General features: G+C 62.4%; 11 protein-coding genes. 4 read left to right on the plus strand and 7 right to left on the minus strand.

Annotated elements, in window-relative coordinates:
* The first annotated feature begins 258 nt into the window (after window positions 1-258).
* Window positions 259-2,100 carry a dihydroxy-acid dehydratase gene (ilvD, locus tag ACY4LX_RS31870; protein ID WP_149660300.1) on the plus strand — a complete coding sequence of 614 codons (1,842 nt, stop codon included), beginning with the start codon at window positions 259-261 and terminating at the stop codon, window positions 2,098-2,100.
* Between the two features lie 207 nt (window positions 2,101-2,307).
* Here ilvD and ACY4LX_RS31875 read toward each other — a convergent pair whose 3' ends face one another.
* The gene (locus tag ACY4LX_RS31875; protein ID WP_149660299.1) at window positions 2,308-3,375 is read right to left on the minus strand and encodes an HAD family hydrolase; all 1,068 of its coding nucleotides are present in this window, start codon (window positions 3,373-3,375) and stop codon (window positions 2,308-2,310) included.
* Window positions 3,376-3,624: 249 nt separating this feature from the next.
* On the opposite strand from ACY4LX_RS31875, the gene ACY4LX_RS31880 reads away from it, so the two are divergent.
* Entirely contained in the window at window positions 3,625-5,013 is a 1,389-nt protein-coding gene (locus tag ACY4LX_RS31880) for an L-cystine transporter (RefSeq protein WP_463258764.1), read from the plus strand.
* Window positions 5,014-5,200: 187 nt separating this feature from the next.
* On the opposite strand, the gene ACY4LX_RS31885 is transcribed toward ACY4LX_RS31880, so the two are convergent.
* Complete coding sequence (locus tag ACY4LX_RS31885; protein ID WP_463258765.1) at window positions 5,201-5,713, minus strand: dihydrofolate reductase; 513 nt, start codon at window positions 5,711-5,713, stop codon at window positions 5,201-5,203.
* Window positions 5,714-5,798: 85 nt separating this feature from the next.
* On the opposite strand from ACY4LX_RS31885, the gene ACY4LX_RS31890 reads away from it, so the two are divergent.
* Window positions 5,799-7,169 (plus strand): DUF2868 domain-containing protein, encoded by a 1,371-nt coding sequence (locus tag ACY4LX_RS31890; RefSeq protein ID WP_463258766.1) that lies wholly within the window; start codon window positions 5,799-5,801, stop codon window positions 7,167-7,169.
* Window positions 7,162-8,532: a GTPase/DUF3482 domain-containing protein gene (locus ACY4LX_RS31895; RefSeq protein ID WP_149660295.1), complete on the plus strand. Its 1,371-nt coding sequence runs from the start codon at window positions 7,162-7,164 to the stop codon at window positions 8,530-8,532. Before ACY4LX_RS31890 ends, ACY4LX_RS31895 begins: the two co-directional genes overlap by 8 nt.
* 205 nt (window positions 8,533-8,737) lie before the next feature.
* On the opposite strand, the gene ACY4LX_RS31900 is transcribed toward ACY4LX_RS31895, so the two are convergent.
* The 5 genes from ACY4LX_RS31900 to ACY4LX_RS31920 form a co-directional block, all read right to left on the minus strand.
* Window positions 8,738-9,295, minus strand: coding sequence for a phosphonate degradation HD-domain oxygenase (locus tag ACY4LX_RS31900; protein WP_463258767.1), 558 nt, complete (start codon window positions 9,293-9,295; stop codon window positions 8,738-8,740).
* Window positions 9,295-10,428, minus strand: a complete 1,134-nt coding sequence (locus tag ACY4LX_RS31905) for a TIGR03364 family FAD-dependent oxidoreductase (protein WP_463258768.1) — start codon at window positions 10,426-10,428, stop codon at window positions 9,295-9,297. Before ACY4LX_RS31905 ends, ACY4LX_RS31900 begins: the two co-directional genes overlap by 1 nt.
* A gap of 134 nt (window positions 10,429-10,562) precedes the next feature.
* Window positions 10,563-11,588 (minus strand): putative 2-aminoethylphosphonate ABC transporter substrate-binding protein, encoded by a 1,026-nt coding sequence (locus ACY4LX_RS31910; protein ID WP_149660292.1) that lies wholly within the window; start codon window positions 11,586-11,588, stop codon window positions 10,563-10,565.
* 39 nt (window positions 11,589-11,627) lie between these two features.
* Window positions 11,628-13,352, minus strand: coding sequence for a putative 2-aminoethylphosphonate ABC transporter permease subunit (locus tag ACY4LX_RS31915; RefSeq protein ID WP_463258769.1), 1,725 nt, complete (start codon window positions 13,350-13,352; stop codon window positions 11,628-11,630).
* Complete coding sequence (locus ACY4LX_RS31920) at window positions 13,352-14,428, minus strand: putative 2-aminoethylphosphonate ABC transporter ATP-binding protein (RefSeq protein ID WP_463258770.1); 1,077 nt, start codon at window positions 14,426-14,428, stop codon at window positions 13,352-13,354. Before ACY4LX_RS31920 ends, ACY4LX_RS31915 begins: the two co-directional genes overlap by 1 nt.
* Window positions 14,429-14,459: the final 31 nt, after the last annotated feature.

The following is a 14,459-nucleotide window of genomic DNA, read 5'->3' on the forward strand; positions in this document are numbered from 1 at the left end:
CACCTTACCGATGGTCATCCCGCACACGGCGTCAGGGCTGGATCAACACTTTGAGCCATTCCCTCCTGACGCCAGCGGTGTAGAATCGCGAGATTCATCGCCATTCATCCCCCGGCGGGTTTATGAGCTCAGGCTGAGGCAAGCGGCGATCCCGCAAAGTCATCGGCAACTTCCGGACACACGGCCATTTCTGAGTGTTCCAGACGTCAATAGAAGCTCACTCCCCTTTGATACCTGATTAGCCGCCCGGAGTGCTCCATGCCTGATTACCGCTCGAAAACATCCACCCACGGCCGCAACATGGCCGGTGCCCGCGCACTGTGGCGCGCCACGGGGATGAAAGATGACGACTTCAAGAAGCCGATCATCGCCATTGCCAACTCCTTCACCCAGTTCGTACCGGGCCACGTCCACCTCAAGGACCTGGGCCAACTGGTCGCCCGCGAGATCGAACGGGCCGGTGGCGTTGCCAAAGAATTCAACACCATCGCTGTGGATGACGGCATCGCCATGGGCCACGACGGCATGCTCTATTCGCTGCCGAGCCGCGAGATCATCGCCGACTCCGTCGAATACATGGTCAACGCCCACTGCGCCGACGCCATCGTCTGCATCTCCAACTGCGACAAGATCACCCCAGGCATGCTGATGGCCGCTTTGCGCCTGAACATCCCGGTGATCTTCGTGTCCGGCGGCCCGATGGAAGCCGGCAAGACCAAACTGGCCAGCCACGGCCTCGACCTGGTCGATGCCATGGTGATCGCCGCCGACTCCAGCGCTTCTGACGAGAAAGTCGCTGAGTACGAGCGCAGCGCCTGCCCGACGTGCGGTTCGTGCTCCGGCATGTTCACCGCCAACTCGATGAACTGCCTGGTCGAAGCCCTGGGCCTGGCCTTGCCGGGCAACGGTTCGACCCTCGCGACCCACAGCGACCGCGAACAGCTGTTCCTGCAGGCTGGCCGCACCATCGTCGACCTGTGCAAGCGTTACTACGGCGACAACGATGAGTCGGTGTTGCCGCGCAACATCGCCAACTTCAAGGCGTTCGAAAACGCCATGACCCTGGACATCGCCATGGGCGGTTCCACCAACACCATCCTGCACTTGCTGGCCGCCGCCCAGGAAGCCGAGATCGACTTCGACCTGAAGGACATCGACCGCCTCTCCCGCCACGTACCGCAACTGTGCAAAGTCGCGCCGAACATCCAGAAGTACCACATGGAAGACGTGCACCGTGCCGGCGGGATCTTCAGCATCCTCGGCTCGCTGGCCCGTGGCGGCCTGCTGCACACCGAGCTGCCGACCGTGCACAGCAAGTCCATGGCCGAAGGCATTGCCAAGTGGGACATCACCCAGACCACCGACGAGGCCGTGCATCACTTCTTCAAGGCCGGTCCTGCGGGCATCCCGACGCAAACCGCGTTCAGCCAGTCGACCCGTTGGGAAACCCTGGACGACGACCGTGAAAACGGCTGCATCCGCAGTGTCGAGCACGCTTATTCGCAAGAAGGTGGCCTGGCCGTTCTGTACGGCAACATCGCCCTCGACGGTTGCGTGGTGAAAACCGCTGGCGTCGACGAGTCGATCCATGTGTTCGAAGGCAACGCGAAGATCTTTGAAAGCCAGGACAGCGCCGTGCGCGGCATCCTTGCGGACGAAGTGAAGGCCGGCGATATCGTGATCATTCGCTACGAAGGCCCGAAAGGCGGCCCGGGCATGCAGGAAATGCTGTACCCGACGTCCTACCTGAAATCCAAAGGCCTGGGCAAAGCTTGCGCCTTGCTCACCGACGGTCGCTTCTCCGGCGGCACCTCGGGCCTGTCCATCGGCCACGCTTCGCCAGAAGCCGCTGCCGGCGGCGCAATTGGCCTGGTGCAGGATGGCGACAAGGTACTGATCGACATTCCAAACCGCTCGATCAACCTGTTGATCAGCGATGAAGAACTGGCGGCACGCCGGGTCGAGCAGGATCAGAAAGGCTGGAAACCGGTGGAAAAACGTCCACGCAAGGTGACCACCGCACTCAAAGCCTACGCCCTGCTCGCCACCAGCGCCGACAAGGGTGCCGTGCGTAACAAGGCGATGCTCGACGGGATCTAAAGCAGTTACAAGCAATGAGCTACAAGCGGCAAGAAAGAGCAAAGCGGTTCTTACTTGCGGCTTGCAGCTCGCCGCTTGTTCGTTCCCACGCTCCCGCGTGGGAATGCCTCAAGGGACGCTCCGCGTCCAGTGACGCGGAGCGTCACGGGCTGCATTCCCACGCAGGAGCGTGGGAACGATCATCACGGTGGAATCGAGCGCCGGGTCTTACTGAATCTCTTCCGGTTTCACGATCACCCAATTCTTGTCCGCCGTCACCGGCAACCCTTCCTTGGCCTGGGCCGCGGCGTGCTTGGCCATCATGCCGTTAATCTGGGTCATGTATTTGTCTTTGCGGTTGACCCACAAATGAATGCCGCCCTTGGCCACGTCGACGCTGTGGAACAGCATGTAGCCGTCGCTGCTCGGGGTATCGCCGCCCACCAGCACCGGTTTTTTCCATTCATCGATGTAAGTCAGGATCGCCGCTTGCTTGCCGGCCATCCAGGTCGCCGGGGTCCACAGGTACGGGGTCAGTTCCAGGCCGAGGTTGGCCTTCTCGTCATACTTGCCGGCGCTGATCTGTTTGCGCGCGGTCGTCAGCTCGCCGGTCTTGCGGTCCTTGAGCAGCGTGGTCACGCCGATCACGTTCTGCGGTTTGACGTTGTAGCCGTACTTCGGATCGGCCGCGACCATGCGCACCAGTTCTTCGGAGGCGGCGGTCATGACGTAGACCTCGATACCGTTCTCCATCAGCTTGTTGTACAGCTCGGCCTGGCCGGTGAAGACTTTCGGCGGCTGGACGTCGATGGTCTTGACCACATCGCCGTCGTAATACGTGCTCGGCACTGGTTTGCCGGACGCCATCAGCTCATCGACATAGCCCTTGAGTTCTTGCAGGGTGAAGCCGGAGAACACCTGCGCGACCCATGGGTAGCAAACCATGTCGTCGATTTCGCAGAGGCGGTAGTAATAGCTGAACAGGCTTTCCTTGTGGTCGGCGGTGTCCTTGAACGGGATCAGTTTCAGGGAGGGATCGAGGGTTTCGCGGGTGATCAGGCCCTTGTTTTCCATGAACGGCAGCAACGACTCTTCGAGGTCGTAGCGGTAACTGGTGTTGTCCATGTCGAACACCGCGAAGTTACCCTTGTTGGCATTGGCCGCGATCATCGCGTCCAGCGCCTTGGCCTGATCGGCTGGCCAGTGTTTCAAATCCGTGGCGAACGCCTGGCTGGCGAGGGCGAGGCCCAACCCTAAACCCAGTGCGGCAGCCAGCATTTTCGGTGCGAATTTCATCGGCATGCTTCCTTGTAGAGACCCAGATTCAAAGACATCGACGCTAACAAAAAAGTGTGACAGTTCCCGCCTGCCCGCGACCGCTTGCGTCCCCTTCGCGCCAGTTGCATCCCTGACAGCGACACCGGCTTATTCCAAAAACGACAGTCCGCCTCGGTTTTTGGTATTAATTCATTAGATATCAAGCTGTTAGGCTTGCCGGTTCGCAGTCACACACGAAGGTGGCTGGCACAAGTCTATGGAGTCTCTATGAATCTGCCGCTGATTCTCAATCTGCTGGTGTTCCTCGCCCTGCTCTTGGGCCTGGCGCAAACCCGTCACACCTCTTGGAGCTTAGCCAAGAAGGTCCTGCTCGCACTGGCCTTGGGCGTGGCGTTTGGCGTGGCCTTGCACACGATTTACGGCGCCGGCAACCCGGTGCTGAAAGCCTCGATCAGCTGGTTCGATCTGGTCGGCAACGGTTACGTGCAGTTGCTGCAAATGATCGTGATCCCGCTGGTGTTCGCCTCGATCCTCAGTGCCGTGGCCCGTCTGCACAACGCTTCGTCGTTGGGCAAGATCAGCTTCCTGACCATCGGCACGCTGCTGTTCACCACCGCCATCGCGGCGCTGATCGGCATCGGCCTGACCAACCTGTTCGGCCTGACCGCCGAAGGCCTGGTCGCCGGCACCCAGGAAATGGCGCGCCTGCAAACGATCCAGACCGACTACGCCGGCAAGGTGGCGGACCTGAATGTGCCGCAGTTGCTGCTGTCGTTCATCCCGCAGAACCCGTTCGCCGACCTGGCCCGGGCCAAGCCGACCTCGATCATCAGCGTGGTGATCTTCGCTGCGTTCCTCGGAGTCGCCGCGCTGCAACTGCTGAAAGATGACGTCGAAAAAGGTCAGAAAGTGATCAACGCCATCGACACCCTGCAAGCCTGGGTGATGCGCCTGGTGCGCCTGGTGATGAAACTGACCCCGTACGGCGTGCTGGCGCTGATGACCAAAGTGGTCGCCGGTTCCAACCTGCAAGACATCATCAAGCTCGGCAGTTTTGTGGTGGTGTCCTACATCGGCCTGGGCCTGATGTTCGTGGTCCACGGTCTGCTGGTGTCGGCGGCCGGGATCAACCCGCTGCGCTTCTTCCGCAAAATCTGGCCGGTGCTGACCTTTGCCTTCACCAGCCGCTCCAGCGCCGCGAGCATTCCGCTGAGCATCGAAGCGCAGACCCGTCGTTTGGGCATTCCGCAATCCATCGCCAGTTTCGCCGCTTCGTTCGGCGCGACCATAGGCCAGAACGGCTGTGCCGGTCTGTACCCGGCGATGTTGGCGGTGATGGTTGCGCCGACCGTGGGCATCAACCCGTTGGACCCATTGTGGATCGCGACATTGGTGGCGATTGTGACCCTGAGTTCGGCCGGTGTGGCGGGCGTGGGTGGCGGCGCGACGTTTGCCGCGCTGATCGTGCTGCCGGCCATGGGCTTGCCGGTGTCACTGGTGGCGTTGCTGATTTCGGTTGAGCCGCTGATCGACATGGGCCGTACGGCGCTGAACGTCAGCGGGTCGATTACGGCCGGGGCGATTACCAGCCAGATGATGCAGCAGACCGATAAAGCGCTGCTGGATGCGGATGAGCATGCGCAGCTAGCGAGCTAGCTGAGCTATAAGCTGCAAGCTGCAAGCTGCAAGCTGCAAGCTGCAAGCTGCAAGAAAAAGCCCATCCGCTTGTACTTGCAGCACCGATCGTTCCCACGCTCCCGCGTGGGAATGCCTCTAGGGACGCTCCGCGTCCAGTGACGCGGAGCGTCACGGGCTGCATTCCCACGCAAAGCGTGGGAACGGTCTATGTGCGCTGCCAAACCTCAAACGCGTACGCCGGCTTATCCCCTTCTGCCGGATTCTCGATGTTCGACACCAACGTCCATTGGTTCAAATCAAACTCTGGAAACCATGCATCCCCTTCCGGGCTCAACGCCACGCGCGTCAGATACAGCCGATCAGCCTGCGCCAACCCTTGCGCATACAACTGCGCCCCGCCAATCAGCATCAACTCATCGACGCCCTGCGCTTTTGCCCATTCTTCAGCGCGAACGACGGCAGTTTCCAGCGACGGATAAACCTCCGCGCCTTCCAGCACCAGATCCACCTGACGGCTGACCACGATGTTCAACCGGCCCGGCAGCGGACGACCGAGGGAATCCCAGGTCTTGCGACCCATGATGATCGGCTTGCCCAGGGTGGTGGCCTTGAAGTATTTGAAGTCCCCCGGCAAGTGCCAGGGCATGCTGTTGTCGACGCCGATCACGCGGTTTTCACCGAGGGCTGCGATCAGGCTGAGGGGGAGTGATTTAGTCATGCCGGCGAGGATACCAGAGCCTCCCTTTTCCCGATAAGCGCCACAGCGGTTATGCTCACCGTTCATCTAAGCGACGGGATGCCGCGTGACTGAACTGAATAACCTCTGGCTGACAGAAACCATCCGCCTGCGCGAAGAACACGCCGGCCCTCTGGACGACCTGGAAGCCAACCGACTGGCCCGCAGTGCCGGCGGCGATCTGCCGACACGGATTCAACGCCGCGCCCTGTGGCTGGCCGAGCGCGATGGACTGACCAGCGCGCTCAAACATTGGCTGCAAGGGGCGCGCCTGGCGTTGTTGTTGATGATCGTGCTGGCGGCCATTAGCGGCGCCGGCCTGGCGTTCTCGGCATTGGGCAACGGCACACAGCCGGTCAATGTGTTCTGGGCGTTGGGTACGCTGTTGGGCCTGAACCTGATTCTGATGCTGAGTTGGGCGATGGGCCTGGTGTTTGCCGGTGAGCATGGCGCCGCCCTCGGCCGTCTGTGGTTGTGGCTCAGCGAAAAATTCGCGCGCGATACCAAAGCCGCACAGCTGCCACCCGCCCTGCTGCTGTTGCTGCAACGCCATAAACTCAATCGCTGGGCCATCGGAACGCTGGTCAACGGTCTCTGGTTGCTGATCATGCTCAGCGCCCTGACGTTACTGGTGCTCATGATGGCCACCCGGCGCTATGACTTCATCTGGGAAAGCACGCTGTTTGGCGCCGACTTTTTTGCGGCCCTGACTGACGCCTTGGCGGCCGTGCCCCATGCGCTGGGCTGGAGCGCACCCCGAGTCGACATGATTCGTGTCACCCTGGACACCGATTACAACCGGGAGCTGGTACGTCAGAGCTGGGCCATTTGGCTGGTCGGTGCCGTGCTGATTTACGGCGTATTGCCGCGTTTGTTTTTGATGCTGTTCTGCCGCTGGCGCTGGAGGCGCGGGCGCGCGACCCTGCGTCTGGACCTGAACCTGCCCGGCTACGCGCAATTGCGCGAACGCCTGATGCCCACCAGCGAACGCCTCGGGATCAGCGATGCCGCGCCGGATCAGCTTCACCGCGTCGAAAGCGGCGTCAGTGACCTGCAAACCGAAGGCGCACTGTTGGTGGCCATCGAACTCGACGATCAACGCCCGTGGCCGCCGGCCCTGCCCAAATCCGTCAGCGATGCGGGCATCCTCGACAGCCGCGAATCCCGTAACAAACTCCTCGAACAATTGAGCCGTTTTCCCCCGGCACGCCTCGCGATTGCCTGCGATCCACGGCGTTCGCCGGATCGCGGCAGCCTGGCCTTGATCGCCGAGCTGGCACGCAACGCCAGCGCCACCCGCGTCTGGCTGCTGCAAGCACCGCCCGGCGAAGCGCTGGATGCCGAGCGCCTCGGCGACTGGCACGTGGCCTTGCAGCAACTCGAACTGCCCTTCGCCGATTGCGCGCCGTTGAATTGGCTGGAGAGCGGTCATGACTAAGCCTTTGAAACTCGCGGTGGTCGGCCACACCAACGTCGGCAAGACCTCATTGCTGCGCACCCTGACCCGAGATGTCGGTTTCGGCGAAGTGTCCCATCGGCCCAGCACCACTCGGCATGTCGAAGGTGCCCGGCTGTCGGTGGACGGCGAACCGTTGCTCGACCTCTACGACACGCCCGGGTTGGAAGACGCCATCGCCCTGCTCGACTACCTCGAACGCCTGGAGCGCCCGGGCGAACGCCTCGACGGCCCGGCGCGACTGACGCGATTCCTTGAGGGCAGCGAAGCTCGGCAGCGTTTCGAACAGGAAGCCAAAGTGCTGCGCCAACTATTGGCCTCGGACGCCGGCCTCTATGTGATCGACGCCCGGGAACCGGTGCTGGCCAAGTACCGCGATGAACTGGAAGTGTTGGCCAGTTGCGGTAAACCGCTGCTGCCGGTGCTGAATTTCGTCAGCAGCGCCCAGCATCGCGAGCCGGATTGGCGTGAAGCTCTGGCGCGTCTCGGGCTGCATGCGTTGGTGCGTTTCGACAGCGTCGCCCCGCCGGAGGATGGCGAACGCCGCCTCTATGAAAGCCTCGCGCTGTTGCTGGAAAACGCCCGCCCGCAACTGGATCGCCTGATCGCCGATCAACAGGCCCAGCGCATCGCCCGTCAGCACAGCGCGGCGCGGCTGATTGCCGATTTATTGATCGATTGCGCTGCGTGCCGACGCAGCGTGGTCAGCGAGGCGGAACAGGAACAACAAGCCATCAGCGAACTGCGCAAAGCCGTGCGCCAACGGGAACAGCGTTGCGTCGAAGCCTTGCTCAAGCTCTACGCCTTCCGCCCGCAAGACGCGGCGGCCAGTGACTTGCCGCTGCTTGACGGCCGTTGGGGCGATGACTTGTTCAACCCCGAAACCCTCAAGCAATTGGGCGTGCGGGTTGGCGGTGGCATTGCGGCGGGTGCGGCGGCGGGGGCTGGCGTGGATCTGCTGGTCGGCGGCCTGACCCTCGGCGTGGCGGCATTGGCCGGGGCGATTGCTGGCGGTGCCCTGCAAACCGCCCGCAGTTACGGCGGGCGCTTGCTGGGCAAGATCAAGGGCCAGCGCGAATTGACCGTCGATGACAGCGTGTTGCGGCTATTGGCCCTGCGTCAGCGGCAACTGGTACAAGCCTTGAACCAGCGCGGGCATGCGGCGATGGACAGCATCCAGGTGGCCACGCCCCAGGACAAGACCTGGCGCGAAGGCAAACTGCCCGAGGCGCTGAACAAGGCGCGGGCGCATCCGCAGTGGTCGTCGCTCAATCCCCAGGCGAAGTTGAGCCAGGCGGAGCGGCAGGAGCAGGTTGAGGGGTTGGCTGCGAAAGTGGTTGAGTGATCGTTCCCACGCTCGGCGTGGGAATGCAGCCCGTGACGCTCTGCGTCACTGGAACGCGGAGCGTCCCTTGAGGCATTCCCACGCCGAGCGTGGGAACGATCTATCTATACGCCATCGCGGGCACGCCTTGCTCCTACAGGAGGGTGGCGCTGATCCCTTGTAGGAGCAAGGCTTGCCCGCGAATGCCGCGACTCGGTTTCAACCTTTACGCCGCCAACAGGCGCAACGCCTTTGCCTTCAAAAGACCAAGATCCAACACCGGCACCCACATCTCCTTGGCCTGCTCATCCCACTGGCGCATGCGCAAACTCACCGCACACAAAGGGTCCTGCTCGAACGCCTCAGCCTCGGCCGGCGTCATCACCCCGCCCTGATATTCCAGGGTCCGGCGACTGGCCTCGCTCAAGCGTTCGTAGTACCCCGGCTCTTTCAGCGTCAGATACCGCTTGGCATGCACGTGGTATTCCACCAGCCGCGCCATGCGTTCGCTGAAACCGGCGCGGCGCAGATAGTCAGCACCGAGGCGTTCATGGCTGACCACGCCGAAACCGCCCATGTTCTCGGCACTCTCGGTGCAGATATGCCCGATATCGTGAAAGAACGCCGCCAACACCACTTCATCGTCGAAGCCTTCGGCCATGGCCAATTCGGCGGCCTGGGACATGTGCTCGATCTGCGACACCGGTTCGCCGATGTAGTCGCTGTCGCCGAAGCGTTCGTACAGGGCGAACACCTCGGCAATCACTTGTTCATGCCGCGCCATCAATCCTCTCCCAATAGAAGGCCGACGTTACGCTCGGCCATCGCCGGCCCGACACTCATGCCGACGCCAGTGTGCATCAGCGCCACGCTGACGCCGGGTTGCGGGCGCAGGAACGAGAACGGGCCCGGCCCCTTGGAACCATAGACCCCCTGCCAGCGCTCGATGACCTGAATCTTGCAGCCCAACGTCTGTTCGGCCAGTTCGATCATCCAGTCGTCCACCTGCTCGGCGTTGAACGGTGAGGGATCGCTGCCGTAGTGATGGGAATCGCCGATGATCAATTCGCCGTAAGGCGTCGGGCTGATCAGCAGGTGGATTCCGTTGTCGTGCAGGTGCGGGGCATCGCGCAGGATTTGCGCCTGTACGGCGGCGGCTTCCGGCAGGTCGGCGAATGCGCCGTAATGCACGCAGCTCAATCCGGTGAGCAATGCGTGTTGCAGATTCAGATCGATCTGCGGCCGGGCGCGGAGCATTTGCAGGCGGCAGATGTGCGGGTTGAGCGCGGCGATCGGTTCGGCCAGCAAGGTCTGATAGTCGTGCCCCGAACAAACGATGATCTGCCCGGCGCTGAAGCTGCCGGCGGTGCTGTGCAAGCGACCGGGCTCAATGTCGCGCACCAGGGTGGAGAAGTGAAACTCGACGCCGAGTTCGCGGCGCAGGTAATCGATCAGCGCCGGAATCGCTTCGCGGGAATACAGTTGCTGATCGTCGATGCCGTGCAGCGCGGCGCGGTGATGGCTGAACTGGCCGCCGTACAAATCCCGCAGGGCAGCACCGCGCAGCAGTTCGACGTTGTAGTTGTGTTCCACGGCGCGACCGTTGCAGAAGGCTTGCAGCAGGTGTTCTTCGGCTTCGGTGCGGGCGAACAGGTACGAGCCGTTGCGCTTGAGTGGCAGGCCGGCGACGTTGGCCCAATGGCCCCAGATGTCGCGGCTGGCTTTGGCCAGTTCGAGCATCGGACCCGGTGGCTGGCCGGTGACCAGGGCCTGGCCAAAGTTGCGGACCGAGGCGCCCAAAGGTGTTTCGCTGCGTTCGAAAACGCTGACTTTCAGACCGCGCTTGGCGGCGGCGTAGGCATGGGACAGGCCGAGGATGCCGGCGCCGACGATGAGCATGTCGTGGTGTTGCGTCATAGAGTTCCCCCAATGATCGTTCCCACGCTCCGCGTGGGAATGAATCCCGTGACGCTCTGCGTCACAGAGGACGCGGAGCGTCCTTGGCTGCATTCCCACGCAGAGCGTGGGAACGATCGGTCGAGCGGTGTCGGTTACTTGGCAACCACTTTCTCGGACTTGCCGTCATAGCGCTTGCGCCACTCGGTCAGGATCTCGTCGCGATTTTTCGAGGCCCAGGCGAAGTCGTTCTTGATCAGACGCTGCTCGTAATCTGCCGGCAATTCGGTCTGCGGCTTGGCGATACCTGGCTGCGCGAGGACCGCGAAGTTCTCTTTATAGAGCTCCATCGCCGCCGGGCTGGCGGAGAAGTCGGCCAGTTTCTTCGCCGCGTCTTCGTGGGCGGTGCCCTTGATCACGGCGGTGGCTTCGATTTCCCAGCCCAGGCCTTCTTTCGGCAGGATGATATCCAGTGGCGCGCCCTGGCGTTTCAGTTGAACCGCCGGGTATTCAAAGGAAATACCAATCGGGAATTCCCCGGAAGCCGCGAGTTTGCACGGCTTGGAACCGGAGTGAACGTACTGGCCGATGTTCTGGTGCAGGCCATCCATGTAGGCCCAGCCCTGCTTCTCGCCGAAGGTTTGCAGCCAGGCGCTGACGTCGAGGAAACCGGTGCCGGACGAGGCCGGGTTGGGCATGACGATCTTGCCTTTGTACTCAGGCTTGGTCAGGTCTTGCCAGCTCACGGGTTTGGTCAGGCCCTGCTTCTCGGCTTCGACAGTGTTGAAGCAAATGGTCGCGGCCCACACGTCCATGCCGACCCAGGCGGGCGGGTTGGCGGCGTCGCGGTAGTTGCCACCGATCTTGCCCAGGTCCTTCGGCGCGTAGCTTTGCAGCATGCCTTGTTGATCGAGAATCGCCAGGCTCGACGCGGCCAGGCCCCAGACCGCATCGGCTTGCGGGCGCTCTTTCTCGGCCAGCAACTTGGCGGTGATGATCCCGGTGGAATCACGCACCCACTTGATCTCAACGTCCGGGTTGGCCTTTTCGAAGGCGTCCTTGTAGGTCTTCAATTGTTCGGCTTCGAGGGCGGTGTACACCGTCAACTCGGTTTTCGCCGCGAAGGCGTTCAGGCTGAAAGTGGTGAGGACAGCAGCGGCCAGGGCCAAAGGCTTGAACATGATGCGGTTCCTTTTATGGGGACAGATTTATTTATTGAATCAGTTGCCAGGCGCGGTCTGCCGCCAGGCCTGGGAGCGACGCAGCAAACCGCGCGAAGCCCAGGCCAGCAGCAGGGACACGCCCGCCGAGGTGAACAGAATCAGGGTCGACATCGCCGCCGCGCCGCCGACGTTGCCCGCGTCGTCCATGTTCAGCACCGCCACCGCCGCGAGGATGGTGTCGGGGCTGTAGAGGAAGATCGCCGCCGAGACGGTGGTCATGGCCGAGACGAACAGGTAGCGCACGATGTCCAGCAGCGCCGGCAGACAGATCGGCACGGTGACCCGCAGGTAATGCCGATACAGCGGCGCCTTGAGCGACAGCGCGGCGGCTTCGAACTCGGCGTCGAGCTGGCGCAGCGCGGTGGTGGCGGTCATTTGCGCGGTGGTCAAATAGTGAGCAATGGTGCAGACCACCAGCAACGTCATGGTCCCGTAGAGCACATGCAGCGGGTTGCCGCTGAGGTTGAAGAAGAAGACGTAACCCAGACCCAACACCAGTCCCGGCACCGCCATCGGTACGAAACTGAGCATGCGCAGTGTCAGATTCAGTCCGCGCTGGCCCTTGGTTTTTTCCATCAGGTAGGCGCCAGTGAAGATCAGCACGCTGCCGATCAACGCCGTGCACAACGCCATCTTCACGCTGTTGCCATAGGCCAGCCAGCCGCCGCCCGCCGTGTCGTTGAACTGGTAATGGTTGAGCGACAGCGACAGGTTGTACGGCCAGAATTTCACCAGCGACGAGTACACCGCCATGCCGAACACCAGCAGCAACACCGCGCAGATCAATAGGACGATGGCCAGGTAGCAGCCGTCCCGCAGCTGCGATGGCGCCGGTTTGAACACTTGCGCGCGGCCGCTCATGGAATCGCCGTGACGTCGACGCAACCAGGCGTCGACCCCGAAGCTGAACAGCGCCGGCAGCAGCAACACCATGCCGATCAACGCGCCACGACCGAACTGTTGCTGGCCGACCACGGCTTTGTAGGCTTCCAGCGCCAGCACTTGGTAATCACCGCCGACTACTACGGGCACGCCGAAGTCGGTGATGGTCAACGTGAAGACTAAACAGAACGCCGCGAACACCGCCTGACGCGTCGCCGGCCAGGTAATGCTGCGAAAGGCTTTGGCCGGACTGGCGCCCATGCTCGACGCCGCATCGAACAGTCGCGCATCCGCCAACGAAAGCGCCGACAGAAGAATCATCAAGGCATGTGGGAAGGTGTAGATCACCTCACCCAGAACAATGCCCCAGAAGCCGTAGATATTGTCCGAGAGCAATCCGCGCAACAGGCCCTGATTGCCGAACAGGTAAACCAGCGCAATCCCCGGCAGCATCGACGGCGCCATCAGCGGCAACAACGACATGCCGCGCCAGATGCCTTTGCCCGGAATCAAGGTGCGTTGCAATGCGTAGGCAAACAGGTAGGCCAGCGGTACGACAATCGCCGCGACGCTGAGGGAAACTTTCAGGCTATTGCCGAGCAACCAATGGAAATTCGCGCTGGTGACCAGTTCACGAGCAGCGACCAAACCACCGCCCTGCCCGGCTTCGGCGCTGAAGCCGCGCCAGAAGATCGCCAGCAACGGCATCAACACCGCGAGGCCGAGCAACACCAGCAACAGGACTTTGCCGCCGACCACGAACACCCGGTCGCCGATCTCGGCACGGGAGGTCTGCCGAACCTGCTTGTGCGGTATCGGCAGCGCGAGGTTCGCGCTCATCAGGCAAACACCTGCAGGCTGCGTGGAGGCAAGGCGACCATGATGTGCTGGGCGCCGAGGCGCGGCATGGCATCCGGGGCGAGTTCCGCGAGCAAGGCGTGGCCCGGCAGTTGATCGAGCTCGAAGCTCATGCGGCAACGATTGCCGAGGAAGGTGATTTCACGAACCTTGGCCGGGAACAGGTTTTCTTCATGTACCGGCGGGTTGACGTTGATCGCCTCCGGGCGGCAGAACAGACGGCCGGAAGCGGTTTTGGCACTGCCTTCGGCCAGGCGCATATTCATGCCACCGACCTGGGCGTGGCTGTCGCTGCTGCGATGGAACGGCAGCCAGTTGCCCTGGCCGACAAACTCCGCCACGAATGGCGTGGCCGGGCGGTCGTAGATTTCCTGCGGCGTGGCGTACTGCTCGACCTTGCCGTTGTTCATCACGGCGATACGGTCGGCCATCAGCATGGCCTCGTCCTGGTTGTGGGTGACCATCAGCGTGGTGACGCCGAGGTTGCGTTGCAGTTGGCGCAGCTCGGTGCACAGGTGCTCGCGGACCCGGGCATCGAGGGCGGACATCGGTTCATCGAGCAGCAACAACGAAGGCGCCGGGGCCAGGGCCCGAGCGAGGGCAACCCGCTGTTGCTGGCCGCCGGACAATTGGCCGGGGTACTTTTTCTCACTGCCGAGCAGGCCGACCAGTTCCAGCATCTGGCCGACGCGCTTGCGCACTTCATCGCGACCACTGCCGGCGAGGCCGTAGGCAATGTTCGCTTCGACGGTCAGATTGGGGAACAGCGCGTAGGACTGGAACAGGATTCCGTAGTCCCGGGCTTGCGGCGCCAGGTGGGAAACATCGCGCTCGCCGAGGTACAACTCGCCGCTGTCTTGTTTCTCCAGGCCGGCGATGCAGCGCAGCAAGGTGGTTTTGCCACAACCCGACGGGCCCAGCAGACACACCAGCTCACCGGCCGCCACGTCGAGGGAGACGTTATCCAGCGCAGTGAACGCGCCGAAGCGTTTCTGCACGCCACGCACCTTCATCGGTGCGCCGGGGTTGGTCAGGGCAGTTGCGATCGAGTGGTTCATGGACAGACCTCATCAAGCAGATGAGGCCCAT

The sequence above is a fragment of the Pseudomonas sp. Emmai genome (assembly GCF_055179735.1).

Bases quoted from the DNA above. Each gene is read 5' to 3' on its own strand.
- ilvD (WP_149660300.1), top strand. From the start codon at position 259: ATGCCTGATTACCGCTCGAAAACATCCACCCACGGCCGCAACATGGCC.
- ACY4LX_RS31875 (WP_149660299.1), bottom strand. From the start codon at position 3,375: ATGAAATTCGCACCGAAAATGCTGGCTGCCGCACTGGGTTTAGGGTTG.
- ACY4LX_RS31880 (WP_463258764.1), top strand. From the start codon at position 3,625: ATGAATCTGCCGCTGATTCTCAATCTGCTGGTGTTCCTCGCCCTGCTC.
- ACY4LX_RS31885 (WP_463258765.1), bottom strand. From the start codon at position 5,713: ATGACTAAATCACTCCCCCTCAGCCTGATCGCAGCCCTCGGTGAAAAC.
- ACY4LX_RS31895 (WP_149660295.1), top strand. From the start codon at position 7,162: ATGACTAAGCCTTTGAAACTCGCGGTGGTCGGCCACACCAACGTCGGC.
- ACY4LX_RS31900 (WP_463258767.1), bottom strand. From the start codon at position 9,295: ATGGCGCGGCATGAACAAGTGATTGCCGAGGTGTTCGCCCTGTACGAA.
- ACY4LX_RS31905 (WP_463258768.1), bottom strand. From the start codon at position 10,428: ATGACGCAACACCACGACATGCTCATCGTCGGCGCCGGCATCCTCGGC.
- ACY4LX_RS31910 (WP_149660292.1), bottom strand. From the start codon at position 11,588: ATGTTCAAGCCTTTGGCCCTGGCCGCTGCTGTCCTCACCACTTTCAGC.
- ACY4LX_RS31915 (WP_463258769.1), bottom strand. From the start codon at position 13,352: ATGAGCGCGAACCTCGCGCTGCCGATACCGCACAAGCAGGTTCGGCAG.
- ACY4LX_RS31920 (WP_463258770.1), bottom strand. From the start codon at position 14,428: ATGAACCACTCGATCGCAACTGCCCTGACCAACCCCGGCGCACCGATG.